The sequence below is a fragment of the Pseudomonas sp. SDT291_1_S447 genome (assembly GCF_054070155.1).
Map to the genome: position 1 here is coordinate 1 of NZ_JBSVXS010000108.1, position 18,143 is coordinate 18,143.

The 18,143-nt window shown below is 60.1% G+C and carries 14 protein-coding genes; 10 read left to right on the forward strand and 4 right to left on the reverse strand.

What is annotated here, in order from left to right:
- Positions 1 to 44: 44 nt before the first annotated feature.
- The 4 genes from ACW9IR_RS23675 to ACW9IR_RS23690 form a co-directional block, all read right to left on the reverse strand.
- Positions 45 to 893, reverse strand: a complete 849-nt coding sequence (locus ACW9IR_RS23675; RefSeq protein WP_102901068.1) for a cache domain-containing protein — start codon at positions 891 to 893, stop codon at positions 45 to 47.
- A gap of 113 nt (positions 894 to 1,006) precedes the next feature.
- Complete coding sequence (locus ACW9IR_RS23680) at positions 1,007 to 1,861, reverse strand: ATPase (RefSeq protein WP_102901066.1); 855 nt, start codon at positions 1,859 to 1,861, stop codon at positions 1,007 to 1,009.
- A 116-nt stretch (positions 1,862 to 1,977) separates the two neighbouring features.
- Entirely contained in the window at positions 1,978 to 2,970 is a 993-nt protein-coding gene (locus ACW9IR_RS23685; RefSeq protein WP_457465246.1) for an NAD-dependent epimerase/dehydratase family protein, read from the reverse strand.
- Between the two features lie 95 nt (positions 2,971 to 3,065).
- The gene (locus ACW9IR_RS23690; RefSeq protein WP_150706927.1) at positions 3,066 to 3,965 is read right to left on the reverse strand and encodes a LysR family transcriptional regulator ArgP; all 900 of its coding nucleotides are present in this window, start codon (positions 3,963 to 3,965) and stop codon (positions 3,066 to 3,068) included.
- Positions 3,966 to 4,061: 96 nt separating this feature from the next.
- Here ACW9IR_RS23690 and ACW9IR_RS23695 point away from each other — a divergent pair, with 96 nt between their 5' ends.
- The 10 genes from ACW9IR_RS23695 (at position 4,062) to ACW9IR_RS23740 (ending at position 18,092) form a co-directional block, all read left to right on the forward strand.
- Positions 4,062 to 4,463: an ACT domain-containing protein gene (locus ACW9IR_RS23695; protein WP_457465247.1), complete on the forward strand. Its 402-nt coding sequence runs from the start codon at positions 4,062 to 4,064 to the stop codon at positions 4,461 to 4,463.
- Between the two features lie 5 nt (positions 4,464 to 4,468).
- On the forward strand, positions 4,469 to 5,071 hold the full coding sequence (locus ACW9IR_RS23700; protein ID WP_150794580.1) for a LysE/ArgO family amino acid transporter: 603 nt from the start codon (positions 4,469 to 4,471) through the stop codon (positions 5,069 to 5,071).
- A gap of 176 nt (positions 5,072 to 5,247) precedes the next feature.
- The gene (locus ACW9IR_RS23705; protein ID WP_007918933.1) at positions 5,248 to 5,844 is read left to right on the forward strand and encodes a superoxide dismutase; all 597 of its coding nucleotides are present in this window, start codon (positions 5,248 to 5,250) and stop codon (positions 5,842 to 5,844) included.
- Between the two features lie 331 nt (positions 5,845 to 6,175).
- Positions 6,176 to 8,227 carry a putative bifunctional diguanylate cyclase/phosphodiesterase gene (locus tag ACW9IR_RS23710; protein WP_102901059.1) on the forward strand — a complete coding sequence of 684 codons (2,052 nt, stop codon included), beginning with the start codon at positions 6,176 to 6,178 and terminating at the stop codon, positions 8,225 to 8,227.
- A gap of 230 nt (positions 8,228 to 8,457) precedes the next feature.
- Positions 8,458 to 9,804 (forward strand): imelysin family protein, encoded by a 1,347-nt coding sequence (locus tag ACW9IR_RS23715; protein WP_457465248.1) that lies wholly within the window; start codon positions 8,458 to 8,460, stop codon positions 9,802 to 9,804.
- A gap of 275 nt (positions 9,805 to 10,079) precedes the next feature.
- Complete coding sequence (locus tag ACW9IR_RS23720) at positions 10,080 to 11,507, forward strand: di-heme oxidoreductase family protein (RefSeq protein WP_457465249.1); 1,428 nt, start codon at positions 10,080 to 10,082, stop codon at positions 11,505 to 11,507.
- Positions 11,508 to 11,534: 27 nt separating this feature from the next.
- Positions 11,535 to 12,599, forward strand: coding sequence for an imelysin family protein (locus tag ACW9IR_RS23725; RefSeq protein WP_212621165.1), 1,065 nt, complete (start codon positions 11,535 to 11,537; stop codon positions 12,597 to 12,599).
- A gap of 14 nt (positions 12,600 to 12,613) precedes the next feature.
- A complete protein-coding gene (locus tag ACW9IR_RS23730) occupies positions 12,614 to 13,714 on the forward strand; it encodes a DUF1513 domain-containing protein (protein ID WP_095191953.1) in 1,101 nt (366 codons plus the stop codon).
- 180 nt (positions 13,715 to 13,894) lie between these two features.
- Positions 13,895 to 15,043: an efflux RND transporter periplasmic adaptor subunit gene (locus ACW9IR_RS23735; protein WP_102901052.1), complete on the forward strand. Its 1,149-nt coding sequence runs from the start codon at positions 13,895 to 13,897 to the stop codon at positions 15,041 to 15,043.
- A gap of 13 nt (positions 15,044 to 15,056) precedes the next feature.
- Complete coding sequence (locus ACW9IR_RS23740) at positions 15,057 to 18,092, forward strand: multidrug efflux RND transporter permease subunit (RefSeq protein ID WP_102901051.1); 3,036 nt, start codon at positions 15,057 to 15,059, stop codon at positions 18,090 to 18,092.
- Positions 18,093 to 18,143 lie beyond the last annotated feature (51 nt).

An 18,143-nucleotide genomic window follows, 5' to 3' on the forward strand; every position in this document is an offset into this window, starting at 1 on the left:
CATAACCCCTGTAGGAGCTGCCGAAGGCTGCGATCTTTTGATCTTCAAGGGCTGTAGTAACCCACGGCCACAAGGAAATGCCCGGCCTTCTTCAGGTAAGCATGTTTGTCCTCGACCTTGCCGGTCACCGGGTTTTTCCAGCGGTATTCATACTCGCCTTCATCCTGCTTGCCGATCAGCGCCAGAATCGGCTCGCCTACCGGTTTGCCATCCGGATCCTTGATCTTGCCGAAGTCGGTGTTGATCAAGCGCAGATTGGTGCCGTGGGCGACGTAGCGCTGGGTGTCCAGATCGACCACAAACACATACAAGTCGTCCTGCAAGTAGCCACCCTTGAGCGAGTTGATCGCCGTCAGCGTGCCCTTCTCGTCTTTGCCCAAATCAGTCGCCGCTTTGTCCAGCAACGCCTTGGCCTGTTCGGCCGAGGCTCGCGGCAAGTAGTAACCCACTGCCAGAATTCGCTGGCCGATGCGCTGGTAATACACGTGCTTGCGCTCGACCTTGCCATCGGCCCAGTTCTGCCAACGGTATTCGGCCTGCTGGATGCCGTTGCCTTCCGGCACTTTCAACGCATCCTTGAAGGTTTTCTGCAGATCCGGGCCGAGCACCTCACTGACGTCACGACCGATCAACGCTGATGAAGGCCCGCCGCTGGCGAGCATCACGCCCTTGGTATCGACGACGAACACGTAGCGATCCTTGTCGACGAACTCGCCCTGGCGGCTGAACGCGGCAAACGCCTTGTCGCCGTTGTCGTGGTAGTAGGCCAGGGCTTTTTCCAGCAAGGCGATGGCGGCCTGACTGTCATCCTTGGCGGTAGTGGCGGCGCTGACCTGGCCGAAACCGGCCAGTAACATCACGCCGAGCCAGGCCACTTTATGCAAAAACCCCATAGCGCATCCCTCGTTCTTGTTGGTGTTTCAAGAGCGTAGACGGCTTGGGGTGATGTACGAGTATTCAGAATGATGCAGGGGATTACAGAATCCCCTGCACTGATCAACAAAGCTTATGGGCGGGAATTGATCTGCTGCTGCAAATTCTGAATCTGCGCCTGAAGGGTGTTGATGTTGCGGGTCATCTGCGCACGGAAGGCGTCGAACTCGGCGGTATTGCCGCCACCCTGCGGTGCCGCCGGGCGGTTGTCCTGTTCGCTTTTGAGGACGACGATTTCCTGCTCAAGACGATCGATCGCCGCGCTCGGGTTGCCCTGTTTCTTCAGTGCCGCGATATCGGCGCCGAGGCTTTTGAACTGGGCATCAAAGGCCTTCAACTGCGTGTCGACCTTGCTGGTGTCGGCCGGTGTGCTTTTCACGGTCGCCAGCTCAGCGCTCAAGGCTTTGACCTGTGCCTGCAACTGGGTGTTGGCGTTCTGCTGTTCGGTGGTCTGCGCGGTCATCTGTGCCAAGCGTTTGTCCAGATCGCTGGCCTGCCCCGCTACGCCTTGCTGCTGTTTGCTCTGATCGAGCAGCTTGCCTTCGAGCTGTTTGATTTGCAGCTTCAAAGCCTCGCTGTCACTCGTGACGTTGGACTGACTAGCGACGACCTTGCCGGAAATGTCCTGCAAGCGCCCGGCGGCTTCTTCGCTGATCCGCGCGAAGCTTTCCTGGGTCGCGACCAGTTGCTGCTCCATCAGCGAAATCTGCTGGAAGCTCCACCAGGCGAGGCCAATGAAGGCGAAAAACAATGCGCCGACCAAGGCCCACAACGGGCCGGTGCTGGCCGCCTTGACCTTGACCACGGGCGGCGTACGCGAGTGCACAGAGGTGCGGGCGGTGGTCGGAATGTCATCGTCGTCGAAGTTGTCGGCACGCAGGCTCGGGACATCATCGAAATCGTCGTGGGCATCATTACGCATGGACATTGAGGCAACCTTTGTGAAACGCGGTGATGGCTAAATGCTGCGAAGTATAACCGCCGCAGCCGCAGGGATTGACCCCCAAGCGGCGACACGGTTCATTGCCGCCCGGCCGAATCGTTTCAACGGATGTCCTGAGCTTTCCACCACGCACAGAACTCATCCAGCGCCGACCACAGGCTGACTTTCGGATCGTAGTCGAGATAATGCCGGGCGCGGCTGATGTCGAGGGTGAAATTTTTTTTCATCACCTGCATGCCCAGGCGCGACAGGGTTGGCTCCGGGCGCCCCGGCCAGAGTTTGCAAGCGCCCTCGTTGAGCGCCGCGACGCTGTAGGCCAGACCATACGAACGGTACTTGGTGACCTGCGGCACTTCCATTTTGCGCATCACGTAATTGACCACATCCCACAGCGGCACCGGCGCGCCGTTGCTGATGTTGTAGGCCTTGCCCAGTGCGGAGCCGGCGGCCAGCAAGCTGCTGAGCATCGCTTCGTTGAGATTCTGCACACTGGTGAAGTCGACTTTGTTCAGGCCATTGCCGATGATCGCCAGCCGGCCCTTGCGCTGCATATTGAGCAGACGCGGGAAGATGCTCATGTCGCCGGCGCCGGTAACGAAACGCGGGCGCAGGGCGATGGTTTCCAGGCCGAATTCCTGGGCACCGAAGACCTTTTGCTCAGCCAGGTACTTGGTCGCGGCGTAGTGATGCTTGAACCGCTTGGGCACTTGCTCTTCGGTCAGGTTGAAATGATCGCGACCATCGAAATAGATCGATGGCGAAGACAAATGCACCAAACGCCGGACGCGCTGTTTGAGACAGGCTTCGACAACGTTTTCGGTGACCTGCACGTTGCCCTGGTGGAAGTCCTGATAGCGGCCCCACAGTCCGACGGCGCCAGCGCAATGCACCACCGCCTCGACGTCGGAACACAACTCGCGGACCAGGTCGGGATCGGTCAGATCGCCGGGGACAAACTCGGCACCCCGGCGCACCAGATGTTCAACGCTCTCGGCCCGGCGACCGTTGACCCGCACGTCCAGGCCCTGCTCCAAAGCGAAACGCGCAAAGCGTCCGCCAATGAAGCCGCTTGCGCCGGTGACCAAAATTTTCATGCAAAACTCCAATGAAACCAGCTGCGAGCTTCAAGCTTCGAGCTGCAAGTTTAAAACGGTGCGCAGCGCTGAACTTGCCGCTTGCAGCTTGACGCTCATGGCTGCTTCCAGGGCACCAGCCATTGCGCCGATGAACGCACCAATTGCTCGGTCAGCAAGCCTAGAAGCTGACCGCCATTGCGCCAATGATGCCAGTACAACGGCACGTCGATCGGTTTATCTGGCAACAGTTCGCGCAACACGCCGCGTTGCAGTTGATCGCGCACTTGCAGTTCCGGCACCAGCCCCCAGCCGAGTCCCGCTTCGGTCAGGCGGATAAAACCTTCCGAGGACGGGCACAAATGATGCTCGAATCCGCCATCGACACCGAGTGAGGCGAGATAGCGATGCTGAAGAAAATCGTCCGGGCCGAACACCAATGCTGGGGTGCGCGGCAATTGTTCGGCGCGTACGCCATCAGGGAAATGCCGTTCGATAAACGCCGGGCTGGCCAGCGCGCGATAACGCATCGCCCCCAGCAACACGCTGCGCGCGCCCGCAACCGGACGCTCACTGGCGCAAAGGCACGCGGCCACTTCACCGGCGCGCATGCGTTTGAGGCCGACGGTCTGGTCTTCGACAATCAGATCGAGCAGTAAATGTTGTTCGGCACAGAAGTCGCCTACCGCTTCGGCCCACCATGTGGCGAGGCTGTCGGCATTAAGGGCGATGCGCAAACGTTCCGGCAAACCCTCCTCGTCCAGCGCGGGCACTAGGGTTTGCAGGTCGCGCTCAAGCAAACGCACCTGCTGCACATGGTTGAGCAGGCGCCGGCCAATCTCGGTCGGCGACGGTGGCGTGCCGCGAATCAACACCGGCTGGCCGACCCGCGCTTCAAGCAATTTGATCCGCTGCGAGATCGCCGATTGCGACAAGCCGAGCACCTGCGCGGCCCGTTCGAATCCGGCCTGCTCGACCACGGCGGCCAGAGCAGAAAGCAATTTGTAGTCGAACATCAGTTTTCCTAATGAGCGATCAGCACTATTGGTTTTTCTTATACAGGTTTCGCCCGGAGAATAGCCAGCAAGCACTCTTTCTCAAGGATCACTCTCATGGCTGGCGAAACTTCACTCACAACCCTGTTGCGCAGCATGAGCCCGCAACTCAACGCCGGCGAATACGTGTTCTGCACCCTGCGCGACGGAATGCTTCCAAGCGGTCTGGAGATTGTCGGCAGCTTCCGCGAACAGGAAGGTTTGACGGTGATTCTTGAACGTTCCCACGCCGAACAGGCTGGTTTGAGCTTCGACTATGTCGCCGCGTGGATCACCCTCAACGTGCATTCGGCACTGGAAGCCGTTGGCCTCACTGCCGCCTTCGCCACGGCATTGGGCAAGGCCGGGATCAGTTGCAACGTGATTGCCGGCTATTACCACGACCATTTGTTCGTCGGTCAGGCCGACGCCGAACGCGCCATGCAAGTGCTGCGCGATCTCGCAGCCAACGCGGAGTAATTGTTATGTGGCAAAGCTATGTGAACGGCCTGCTGGTGGCGTTCGGACTGATCATGGCGATCGGCACGCAGAACGCCTTTGTATTGGCGCAAAGCCTGCGGCGTGAACATCATCTGCCGGTGGCGGCATTGTGCGTGGTCTGCGATGCGCTGCTGGTGGCGGCGGGGGTATTCGGGCTGGCGACGATTCTGGCGCAGAACCCGACGCTGCTGGCGATTGCCCGTTGGGGCGGCGCGACGTTTCTGATCTGGTACGGCAGCCAGGCGCTGCGCCGGGCCTGTTCGAAACAAAGCATGGGTCAAGGCGAGAATCAGACCGTGCGTTCGCTGCGCGCAGTGATGCTCAGTGCGTTGGCAGTGACGCTGCTCAACCCGCACGTTTATCTGGATACGGTGCTGCTGATCGGCTCTCTCGGCGCGCAGCAATCGGTACCGGGGGCTTATGTGGTTGGTGCTGCGAGTGCTTCGCTGTTGTGGTTTTTCACGCTTGCGCTGGGTGCGGCATGGCTGGCGCCGTGGCTGGCACGGCCAAGTACCTGGCGGATCCTTGATCTGGTGGTGGCGTTGATGATGTTCACGGTAGCCGGGCAATTAATTTTCGCGAGCTGATTTATTCCAAACAGCTCTGGAACCTCTATCCCACACAGTTGTTGCGTGGTTATGCCGCAACCCCGGTGCTATGATCGAAACCCTGCGCCGCAAAGAGTAAAAACTCGCCGGTGCATTTCTGGCCGCCCGTGATCGGCCTTGCGCTCACCGCAACAGACCTGATTAGGAGAATCATCATGGCTTTCGAATTGCCGCCGCTGCCTTACGCACACGATGCCCTGCAGCCGCACATTTCCAAGGAAACCCTGGAATACCACCACGACAAGCACCACAACACCTATGTCGTGAACCTGAACAACCTGGTGCCAGGCACCGAGTTCGAAGGCAAGACCCTGGAAGAAATCGTCAAGACTTCCTCGGGCGGTATCTTCAACAACGCCGCTCAGGTCTGGAACCACACTTTCTACTGGAACTGCCTGGCGCCAAACGCCGGCGGTCAACCAACCGGCGCTCTGGCTGAAGCCATCAACGCTGCTTTCGGTTCGTTCGACAAGTTCAAGGAAGAGTTCAGCAAAACCTCGATCGGCACCTTCGGTTCCGGCTGGGGCTGGCTGGTGAAAAAGGCTGACGGTTCTCTGGCCCTGGCCAGCACCATCGGCGCCGGCAACCCGCTGACCAGCGGCGACACCCCGCTGCTGACCTGCGACGTCTGGGAACACGCTTACTACATCGACTACCGCAACGTTCGTCCGAAGTATGTCGAAGCGTTCTGGAACCTGGTCAACTGGAAGTTCGTTGCTGAGCAGTTCGAAGGCAAAACCTTCACCGCTTAAGCTGCGCGCCAGTCAAAAAACCCGGCTTCGGCCGGGTTTTTTTTGCCCGCATTTAAATAGCGTTTCTCTCACAATGAAAGCTGTCTGCCGCTGCTTGCCGCCATGCCACAGCGGGCTAACATCAAAAAGAGGAAAAAATGCTGCGAACCACTCAAGTTGAGAGCCGAAACTACCGACACAGTACAAATAGGGCTAATACTCCAAAACGCAGCATTTCGGGCGAGACCACGGGCAAATCAACCCCGGTCTGATTGTCCCTTTGACTGCCAACACGGGATTGCCAATACTCATGGCAACTTGACGCTACCCGCACGGAACAAGGAATAACCCTTTGAAGCTGGAACTCAAGAACAGCTTGTCGGTGAAGTTGCTCCGGGTCGTGCTCCTGTCGGCATTGATCGTCGGCGTAGTCTTGAGCTGCGCGCAGATTGTTTTCGATGCTTACAAAACCCGTCAGGCGGTTGCTGGCGACGCCGAACGCATCCTCGACATGTTCCGCGACCCCTCGACCCAGGCGGTATATAGCCTCGATCGGGAGATGGGCATGCAGGTGATCGAAGGCCTGTTCCAGGACGATGCCGTGCGTCAGGCCTCCATCGGCCATCCCAACGAAGCCATGCTCGCGCAGAAATCCCGCGACCTGCAGCAGTCCAACAGCCGCTGGCTGACCGACCTGATCCTCGGCCAGGAACGCACCTTCACCACGCAACTGGTGGGGCGTGGGCCGTACAGCGAGTATTACGGCGATTTGAGTATCACCCTCGACACCGCCACTTATGGCGAAGGGTTTATCGTCAGCTCGGTGATCATCTTTATTTCCGGGGTTCTGCGCGCACTGGCCATGGGCCTTGTGCTGTATCTGGTCTATCACTGGCTGCTGACCAAGCCGCTGTCGCGGATCATCGAGCACCTCACCGAGATCAATCCGGATCGCCCCAGCGAGCACAAGATTCCGCAGCTCAAGGGCCACGAAAAAAACGAACTGGGCATCTGGATCAGCACCGCCAACCAGTTACTCGAGTCAATCGAACGCAACACTCACCTGCGCCACGAAGCGGAAAACAGCCTGCTGCGCATGGCCCAGTACGACTTCCTCACCGGCCTGCCGAATCGCCAGCAATTGCAGCAGCAACTGGACAAGATTCTGGTCGACGCCGGCAAGCTGCAACGGCGGGTCGCGGTGTTGTGCGTGGGGCTGGATGATTTCAAAGGCATCAACGAGCAGTTCAGCTACCAGACCGGCGACCAATTGTTGCTGGCTCTCGCCGATCGCTTGCGTGCCCACAGTGGCCGCTTAGGCGCCCTCGCCCGCCTGGGTGGCGATCAGTTCGCCCTGGTACAGGCCGACATCGAACAGCCTTATGAAGCGGCTGAACTGGCGCAAAGCATCCTCGATGACCTGGAAGCGGCGTTTGCCCTCGACCATCAGGAAATCCGCCTGCGCGCGACCATCGGCATCACTCTGTTCCCGGAGGACGGCGACAGCACCGAGAAGCTGTTGCAGAAGGCCGAGCAGACCATGACACTGGCCAAGACCCGCTCGCGCAACCGCTATCAGTTCTACATCGCCAGCGTCGACAGCGAGATGCGTCGCCGTCGCGAGCTGGAAAAAGACCTGCGCGATGCCTTGCTGCGCGATCAGTTCTATCTCGTCTATCAGCCACAGATCAGCTATCGCGATCATCGCGTGGTCGGCGTCGAAGCGCTGATTCGCTGGCAGCACCCGGAACACGGTCTGGTGCCGCCGGACTTGTTCATTCCGCTGGCTGAGCAGAACGGCACGATCATAGCTATCGGCGAATGGGTGCTCGATCAGGCCTGCAAGCAATTGCGCGAATGGCACGATCAGGGTTTCGCCGACCTGCGCATGGCGGTCAACCTGTCTACCGTGCAACTGCACCACGCCGAGCTGCCGCGCGTGGTCAATAACCTGCTGCAGATGTACCGTCTGCCACCGCGCAGCCTGGAGCTGGAAGTCACCGAAACCGGGCTGATGGAAGACATCAGCACCGCCGCGCAACACTTGCTGAGCCTGCGCCGTTCCGGCGCGTTGATTGCCATCGACGACTTCGGCACCGGCTATTCATCGCTGAGTTATCTGAAAAGCCTGCCGCTGGACAAGATCAAGATCGACAAGAGCTTCGTTCAGGATCTGCTTGATGACGACGACGATGCGACCATCGTTCGCGCAATCATTCAACTGGGCAAGAGCCTCGGCATGCAGGTGATTGCCGAGGGCGTGGAAACCGCCGAGCAGGAAAGCTACATCATTTCCGAAGGCTGCCACGAAGGTCAGGGCTACCACTACAGCAAGCCGCTGCCGGCCCGCGAGCTGGGCGCCTATCTCAAGCAAGCGCAACGCACTAACGCGGCCATTCTCTAGAAGGTCAAAAGATCGCAGCCTGCGGCAGCTCCTACATGAATCGCATTCCCCTGTAGGAGCTGTCGAGTGCAACGAGGCTGCGATCTTTTGATCGGTGCCATCACACCGACGTAAATAAGAAATATTTCCAGCCACAACCCTTTACACATAATGCGAAAGATTTGCATTATGTCGCAGTTTTGCGCACCCCCAGCGCGAGTCCACTCAACTATCGAAGCAGGATGTTCGCCATGATTCGTATGCCTCTGGCTACCGCCAGTCTGCTGGCCATCGCTATTTCCCTCGCCGGATGCGGCGAAGGCAAAGACAAGGCTGCCGCTCCGGCCGCACCGACGCCAGCCGCCAGCACCACCGCTCCAGTGGCTGCGCCTGCCGCTGCCGGTAAAGTCGACGAAGCCGCCGCCAAGGCTGTGGTCGCGCACTACGCCGACATGGTCTTCGCCGTTTACAGCGATGCCGAATCCACCGCGAAAACCCTGCAGACCGCCGTCGATGCCTTCCTCGCCAAGCCGAACGCCGACACCCTGAAAGCCGCCAAGGCTGCCTGGGTCGCCGCGCGCGTTCCGTACCTGCAGAGTGAAGTGTTCCGCTTCGGCAACACCATCATCGACGATTGGGAAGGTCAGGTTAACGCCTGGCCGCTGGACGAAGGTCTGATCGACTACGTCGACAAATCCTACGAGCACGCACTGGGTAACCCGGGTGCCACCGCCAACATCATCGCCAACACCGAAGTTCAGGTCGGCGAAGACAAGGTCGACGTCAAAGACATCACCCCGGAAAAACTCGCCAGCCTCAACGAGCTGGGCGGTTCCGAAGCCAACGTCGCCACCGGCTACCACGCCATCGAATTCCTGCTCTGGGGCCAGGATCTGAACGGCACCGGCCCTGGCGCTGGCAACCGTCCTGCCTCCGACTACCTGGAAGGCGCCGGCGCTACCGGCGGTCACAACGAGCGTCGTCGGGCCTACCTGAAGTCCGTGACCCAACTGCTGGTCAGCGACCTGGAAGAAATGGTCGGCAACTGGAAGCCGAACGTGGCTGACAACTATCGCGCCACCCTGGAAGCCGAGCCGGGCGAAACCGGTCTGCGCAAAATGCTCTTCGGCATGGGCAGCCTGTCGTTGGGCGAACTGGCCGGCGAGCGCATGAAGGTTTCCCTGGAAGCCAACTCCCCTGAAGACGAGCAGGACTGCTTCAGCGACAACACGCACAACTCGCACTTCTACGATGCCAAAGGCATTCGTAACGTTTACCTGGGCGAGTACACCCGTGTTGACGGCACCAAAATGACCGGCGCCAGCCTGTCGTCGCTGGTGGCCAAGGCTGATCCGGCTGCCGACACCGCACTGAAAGCCGATCTGGCGGCCACCGAAGCCAAGATCCAGGTCATGGTTGATCACGCCAACAAGGGTGAGCACTACGATCAACTGATCGCTGCCGGCAACACCGCAGGCAACCAGATTGTTCGCGACGCCATCGCGTCCTTGGTCAAGCAGACCGGTTCGATAGAAGCCGCGGCCGGCAAACTGGGCATCAGCGACCTGAACCCGGACAACGCTGATCACGAGTTCTGATCACTGCGTTCGATTCAAAAAAAGGCGACCTTCGGGTCGCCTTTTTCATGCATGCCCTATACGGCCCACTGTAGGAGCTGCCGAAGGCTGCGATCTTTTGACTTTGCTTCTAAAAAAGACAGATCAAAAGATCGCAGCCTTCGGCAGCTCCTACAGGGGTTTTGCATTGCTCTTCAGATTTGCGCCATATCAAGCAAACGATAATTCCTCTTATTCAAACCCCCTCGCCCTGTTAGACTTTGCGCCTTTATTTTTGCCCGTCCGCAGGATGTCTGATGCCCTCGCTGCCTCTTCGCTTGTCCGCACTGTTGCTGGCCCTGGGCCTGAGTGCCTGCGATGACGCCCCGCGTTTCACCAAGGCCGAGCCTGGCGAAGCACGTTCGGGCGGTGCAGCGACCGTGCGCAAGACCGATCAGAATGCATTCTCCCTGCCGTCGGCCAACCTGCCGCCGTCGCGGCGGGTGGATTTCAGCGTGGGTAACAGCTTCTTCCGCAGCCCGTGGGTGATCGCGCCGTCGACCACCACCGCCCGCGATGGTCTCGGGCCACTGTTCAATACCAATGCCTGTCAGGGCTGCCATATCAAGGACGGTCGCGGTCATCCGCCGCCACCGGATGCGCCTAACGCGGTGTCAATGCTCGTGCGCCTGTCGATTCCCAACACGCCGGAATTCGCCAAAGTTATCGAGCAGGTCGGCGTGGTGCCGGAGCCGGTGTACGGCGGCCAGTTCCAGGACATGGCGGTGCCCGGTGTCGTACCGGAAGGCAAAGTCCGCGTCGATTACACGCCAGTGCCGATTCGTTTCAAGGACGGCACCGAAATCGAACTACGCAAACCGGTCTTGCAGATCACCCAGCTCGGCTACGGCCCGATGCACCCGGACACGCGTTTTTCCGCCCGCGTCGCGCCGCCGATGATTGGTCTGGGCCTGCTCGAAGCGATCCCCGAAGAAGCCATCCTCGCCAATGCCGCCGCACAGGCAAAAGACAAAAACGGTATCAATGGCCGCCCCAATCAAGTTTGGGATGACGCCTTGCAGAAAACCGTCATGGGCAGATTCGGCTGGAAAGCCGGACAACCGAACCTCAATCAACAAAATGTTCATGCGTTTTCTGGTGATATGGGCCTCACGACCAGCCTGCGTCCCTTCGATGACTGCACCGACGCGCAAACTGCCTGTAAACAGGCGCCGAACGGCAATGGCCCGGACGGCGAGCCGGAAGTCAGCGACAACATCCTGCGTCTGGTGTTGTTCTATAGCCGCAACCTCGCCGTGCCTGCACGCCGTGGCATCAACGATGCAGAAGTGCTGGCCGGCAAGAACCTGTTTTTCCAGGCCGGCTGCGATTCCTGCCACACGCCGAAATACACCACCGCCGCCAACGCGGCCGAACCTGAACTGGCCAATCAGGTGATTCGCCCGTACAGCGATCTGCTGCTGCATGACATGGGCGACGGTCTGGCCGACAACCGCACGGAATTCCAGGCCTCCGGCCGCGACTGGCGCACGCCGCCGTTGTGGGGGCTTGGCCTGACGCAAGCGGTCAGCGGTCACACCCAGTTTTTGCACGATGGCCGTGCGCGCAATCTGCTCGAAGCGGTGCTCTGGCACGGCGGCGAAGCGCAAGCCGCGCAGCAACAGGTTTTGTCTTTCAATGCCGAGCAGCGCGCTGCGTTGCTGGCGTTTTTGAACTCACTTTAAACACTGATAAAGAATCGGGAGCCCGACATGTTCCGTCCCAAGCTACTGTTCACCAGCCTTGCCGCGCTCGCCCTCGGCGCCTGCTCACCGCAGGATCCGCAAGCGGTCACCTCGGCGGCCATCGCCAAATCGGTGATCCTGCCGACCTACACCCGCTGGGTCGAGGCCGACAAGCAACTGGCGGTCAGTGCCCTCGCCTACTGCCAGGGCAAAGAAACCCTGGAAACCGCCCGCGCCGACTTCCTCCACGCACAGAAAGCCTGGGCCGAGCTGCAACCGCTGCTGATCGGCCCGCTGGCCGAGGGCAACCGTTCGTGGCAGGTGCAGTTCTGGCCGGACAAGAAGAACCTCGTCGGCCGTCAGGTCGAGCAACTGGTGGTCGCCCAGCCGCAGATCGATGCCGCCGCTTTGGCCAAATCCAGTGTGGTCGTGCAAGGTCTGTCGGCCTACGAATACATCCTGTTCGACGCCAAGCCTGACGTGGCCAACGCCGAGCAGAAAGCCAAGTACTGCCCACTGCTGATCGCCATCGGCGAGCGCCAGAAGCAACTGGCCGAAGAGATTCTGCAGAACTGGAACAACACCGACGGCATGCTCGCGCAGATGACCAAGTTCCCCAACCAGCGTTACGCCGACTCCCACGAAGCGATCGCTGATCTGCTGCGTGTGCAGGTCACCGCACTGGACACCCTGAAGAAAAAACTCGGCACGCCAATGGGCCGCCAGAGCAAGGGCGTGCCACAGCCGTTCCAGGCCGATGCATGGCGCAGCCAGTCGTCCCTGACCGCGCTGGAAGCCAGCCTCGCCGCCGCCAAAACCGTGTGGGAAGGCGTCGACAACAAAGGTCTGCGCGGTCTGTTGCCATCTGAGCAAAAGCCATTGGCCGACAAAATCGACGCCGCTTATGCCGCGTCGCTGAAACTGTTCGACAGCACCCAGCGTTCGCTCGGCGAAATGCTTGAAGACGACGCCGGTCGTCAGCAACTCAACGACATCTACGACAGCCTCAACGTCGTCCATCGCCTGCACGAAGGCGAACTGGCCAAGGCGCTGGGCATCCAACTGGGCTTCAACGCCAACGACGGTGACTGATGAGGGCAAGTGCCATGCTGCGACGTCAGGTTCTGACTTTAGGTAGTGCACTGCTGGGAGCAGTGACGCTGGGCGGCTGGACGCTGTTCAAACGCAAGGATCAGAGCCCGCTGTTGCTGTCGGCGCGCGACGACACCGACGGCAAGCACTACGCCGTCGGCTATCGGCTGGACGGCACCCGGGTGTTCGCCACCGAGGTCGGCCAGCGTTGCCACGACATCATCAATCACCCGACGCAGCCAATCGCGCTATTTGTCGCACGTCGCCCGGGCACCGAAAGCTACCTGATCGACCTGCGCGACGGTAAGTTGCTGCAGACGGTGACCTCACAGCCGAACCGGCATTTCTACGGCCACGCCGTGGTGCACAAGGACGGTGAATACCTGTACGCCACCGAGAACGACACCACCGATCCCGGCCGTGGTTTGCTCGGCGTGTACAAGTTCGAAGGCGAGCGGCTGGTGCACAGCGGTGAGATTTCCACCCACGGCCTCGGCCCGCATCAGGTGTCGTGGATGCCTGACGGCGAGACGCTGGTGGTGGCCAACGGCGGGATTCGTACCGAGGCGGAAAGCCGCGTCGACATGAACCTCAACGCCATGGAGCCAAGTCTGGTGCTGATGCAGCGCGATGGCACCCTGCTGAGCAAGGAAACCCTCGCCCAGCAGATGAACAGCGTGCGCCATCTGGGCATCGCCAGCGATGGCACCATCGTTGCCGGTCAGCAATTCATGGGCGCGTCGCATGAGCGCTCGGAACTGTTGGCGATCAAGCGTCCGGGGCAGCCGTTCGTGGCCTTCCCGGTGCCGGAGCATCAGTTGCAGTCGATGGGGCATTACACCGCCAGCGTCGCGGTGCACAGTGATCTGCGGCTGGTCGCGCTGACAGCGCCGCGTGGCAATCGCTTCTTTATCTGGGATCTGGACAGTGGCGAGGTGCGCCTCGATGCGCCGTTGCCCGATTGCGCGGGTGTCGGTGCGGTGAAGGATGGTTTTGTCGTGACCTCTGGGCAAGGACGTTGCCGGTACTACGATTGCCGTCAGGATGAGCTGTTGGCCAAGCCGCTGGAATTGCCGGCGGGGCTCTGGGACAACCATCTTCACTTGATGGCGTAAAACAGCCTTAAAAGATCGCAGCCTGCGGCAGCTCCTACATTGGAATGCACTCCCCTGTAGGAGCTGCCGCAGGCTGCAATCTTTTTGCGCCCCCCTGTAAGAACTGCCAGTTGGAATCCCCCCTCCACTCGGAGTAATGTGCCCGCCTGTCTCACCTGATTTATCCAAGGAACTGGAAATATGCTGCGTCGCCGCATGCTGATCATGTTGGGTGTTGTTTTGTTGATCGTCCTGGTGCTGGGCGGGTACAAAGCCTTTTCGATCTACACGATGATCCAGGGCTTCTCCAAGCCGAAACCGCCGATCAGCGTCGCCGTGGCCAACGCCAGCGAGCAACCGTGGCAGCTGCGCCTGCCTACCGTCGGCACACTCAAGGCGCTGCAAGGTGTCGAGCTGAGCCTGGAAGTCGCCGGCACCGTCACCGAACTCAAGTTCGAATCCGGACAGAAGGTCAAGGCCGGGCAACCATTGCTGCAACTCGACAGCGCCGTCGAGACCGCCCTGCTGGAAACCGCCAAAGCCGACCTGGGTCTGGCGCAACTGGACTTCGGCCGTGGCGCGCAACTGGTCGACAGCCGCGCGATCTCCAAAGGCGAGTACGACCGCCTCTCCGCCGTTCTGCAAAAGAACAAGGCCACGGTCAATCAGCTCAACGCCTCGCTGGCGAAAAAACGCATCCTCGCGCCGTTCAGCGGCACCATCGGCATCCGCCAGGTCGACGTCGGCGACTACCTCGCCAGCGGCAGCAAAATCGCCACGCTGCAGGACCTGAGCAGTCTCTACGCCGACTTCTATCTGCCCGAGCAATCGGTGCCGAAACTGGCCATCGGTCAACCGGTGCAAATCTCGGTCTCCGCTTACCCCGGGCAAAACTTCGCCGGCAAGATCAGCGCGATCAACCCGATCGTCGAAAGCACTACGCGCAACATTCTGATCCGCGCCACCCTGGCCAACCCCGACGGCAAACTGCTGCCGGGCATGTTCACCAGCCTTGAAGTGCTGCTGCCCGACCCGCAGAAACATATCGTCGTGCCGGAAAGCGCGATCACCTACACCCTCTACGGCAACTCGGTCTACGTGGTCGGGCAGAAGAAAGCCGAAGATGGCAGCCTCGAAAAGGATGACAAGGGCCAACCGGTGCTGATCGCCGAACGCCGCTTCATCGAAACCGGTGAACGCCGCGATGGCCTGGTGATGATCAACAAGGGCGTGCAGAACGGCGAACAAGTGGTGACGGCCGGCCAGATCAAACTGGACAACGGCGCCCACATTGCCATCAGCGACGACAAGACCCTCGGCGAGCAGAACAGTCCGCCTCGCGCCGACTGATCAAGGAATCCCCATGGCTTTTACTGATCCGTTCATCCGCCGCCCGGTGCTCGCCACTGTGGTCAGCCTGTTGATTGTGTTGCTTGGTTTTCAGGCCTGGAGCAAGTTGCCGCTGCGCCAATACCCGCAAATGGAAAACGCCCTGATCACGGTGACCACCGCTTACCCCGGGGCCAACGCCGAAACCATTCAGGGTTACATCACCCAGCCGATGCAGCAGAGTCTGGCCAGCGCCGAGGGCATCGACTACATGACCTCGGTCAGCCGGCAGAACTTCTCGGTGATCTCGATCTACGCACGCATCGGCTCGAACACCGACCGTTTGTTCACCGAGTTGCTGGCCAAGGCCAACGAGGTGAAAAACAAGTTGCCGCAGGACGCCGAAGACCCGGTGCTGAGCAAGGAATCGGCCGATGCCTCGGCACTGATGTACATCAGCTTCTTCAGCAAGGATTTGAGCAACCCGCAGATCACCGATTACCTGTCACGGGTGATCCAGCCAAAACTGGCAACGCTGCCGGGCATGGCCGAAGCGGAGATTCTCGGCAATCAGGTGTTCGCCATGCGCCTCTGGCTCGACCCGGTAAAACTCGCCGGTTTCGGCCTCAGCGCCGCCGACGTGACCAATGCGGTGCGCCAGTACAACTTCCTCTCCGCTGCCGGCGAAGTGAAAGGCGAATACGTGGTCACCAGCATCAACGCCAACACCGAACTGAAATCCGCTGAGGCCTTTGCGGCGATTCCGCTCAAGGTCAGTGGCGACAGCCGCGTGCTGCTCAGCGATGTCGCGCGGGTGGAAATGGGCGCGGAAAACTACGACTCGATCAGCTCGTTTGGCGGCACGCCGTCGGTGTACATCGGCATCAAGGCCACCCCCGGCGCCAACCCGCTGGATGTGATCAAGGAAGTGCGCAAGCTGATGCCCGAGCTGGAAGCACAGCTACCGCCGAACCTGAAAAGCGAAATCGCCTACGACGCCACGCTGTTTATCCAGGCGTCCATCGACGAAGTGGTGAAAACCCTGTTCGAAGCGGTGCTGATCGTCATCGTTGTGGTGTTCCTGTTCCTCGGCGCATTGCGTTCGGTGGTGATCCCGGTGGTGACCATTCCGCTGTCGATGATCGGCGTGATGTTTTTCATGCAGATGATGGGCTACTCGATGAATCTGCTGACGCTGCTGGCAATGGTGCTGGCCATCGGTCTGGTGGTGGACGATGCGATTGTCGTGGTGGAGAACATCCACCGGCACATCGAGGAAGGCAAGACGCCGTTTGATGCGGCGCTGGAAGGCGCACGGGAAATCGCCATGCCGGTGGTGTCGATGACCATCACCCTGGCGGCGGTGTATGCGCCGATCGGGTTCCTCACCGGGCTGACCGGGGCGTTGTTCAAGGAGTTTGCCCTGACCCTGGCTGGCGCGGTAGTGATCTCCGGGATCGTCGCCCTGACCCTGTCGCCGATGATGTGCGCGTTTTTGCTGCGTCACGAGGAAAACCCCAGCGGCCTCGCGCACCGCCTCGACCGCATTTTCGAAGGTCTCAAGCGCCGCTATCAGAGCATGCTCCACGGCACGCTGAACACGCGGCCGGTGGTGCTGGTATTCGCGGTGATCGTGTTGTGCCTGATCCCGGTGTTCCTCAAGTTCACCAAATCGGAACTGGCCCCGGATGAAGATCAGGGCATCATTTTCATGATGGCCACTGCGCCGCAGCCGACCAACCTTGATTACCTGAGCACCTACACCGACGAATTCATCAAGATCTTCAAGGAATTCCCGGAGTACTACTCCTCGTTCCAGATCAACGGCTACAACGGCGTGCAGGCAGGCATCGGTGGTTTCCTGCTCAAGCCGTGGAACGAGCGCAGTCGCACGCAAATGCAGATTCTCCCGGAGGTGCAAGGCAAACTGGAGGGCATACCGGGCCTGCAGATTTTCGGCTTCAACCTGCCCTCCCTGCCCGGCACCGGTGAAGGCTTGCCGTTCGAGTTCGTGGTCAACACCGCCAACGACTATGAACTGCTGCTGCAAGTGGCTGACCGGATCAAGAAACGCGCGATGGAGTCGGGCAAGTTCGCCTTCGTCGATCTTGATCTGGCGTTCGACAAACCCGAGGTGGTGGTCGATATCGACCGCGCCAAAGCGGCGCAGATGGGCGTGTCGATGCTCGATCTGGGCAGCACACTGGCAACGCTGCTGGGCGAGGCGGAAATCAACCGTTTCACCATTGATGGGCGCAGCTACAAGGTCATTGCCCAGGTCGAGCGCCCCTATCGCGATAACCCGGACTGGCTGAACAACTACTACGTGAAAAACACTCAGGGCGAGTTATTGCCGCTGTCGACGCTGATCAAGGTCAGCGACCGCGCACGACCGCGCCAGCTCAATCAGTTCCAGCAACTTAACGCCGCGAAGATTTCCGGTTTCCCGTTGGTCAGCATGGGCGAAGCCATCGACACCGTATTGCAGATTGCCCGCGAAGAAGCACCGGCCGGGTTTGCTTTCGACTACGGCGGCGCCTCACGCCAGTTTGTGCAGGAAGGCAGCGCGTTGTGGGTAACCTTCGCGCTGGCGCTGGCGATTATCTTTCTGGTGCTGGCGGCGCAGTTCGAGAGCTTCCGCGATCCGCTGGTGATTCTGGTAACGGTACCGTTGTCGATCTGCGGGGCGCTGATTCCGTTGTTCCTTGGCTGGTCGAGCATGAACATCTACACCCAAGTCGGGCTGGTGACGCTGATCGGTCTGATCAGCAAGCACGGGATCCTGATCGTCGAGTTCGCTAACCAGTTGCGCAAGGACAAGGGCCTGACGGCGCGTGAAGCCGTTGAGGAAGCGGCGGCGATTCGCTTGCGACCGGTGCTGATGACCACGGCGGCGATGGTGTTTGGCATGGTGCCGTTGATTCTGGCAACGGGGGCGGGGGCGGTGAGCCGTTTTGATATCGGTATGGTGATTGCCACGGGGATGTCGATTGGCACGTTGTTTACGCTGTTCGTCCTGCCGTGCGTTTACACCCTGCTGGCGAAACCCGATCCCAAACCAACCGCGTAACCCCCTGTAGGAGTGAGCCTGCTCGCGATAGCGGTGTGCCATTCAAATCAT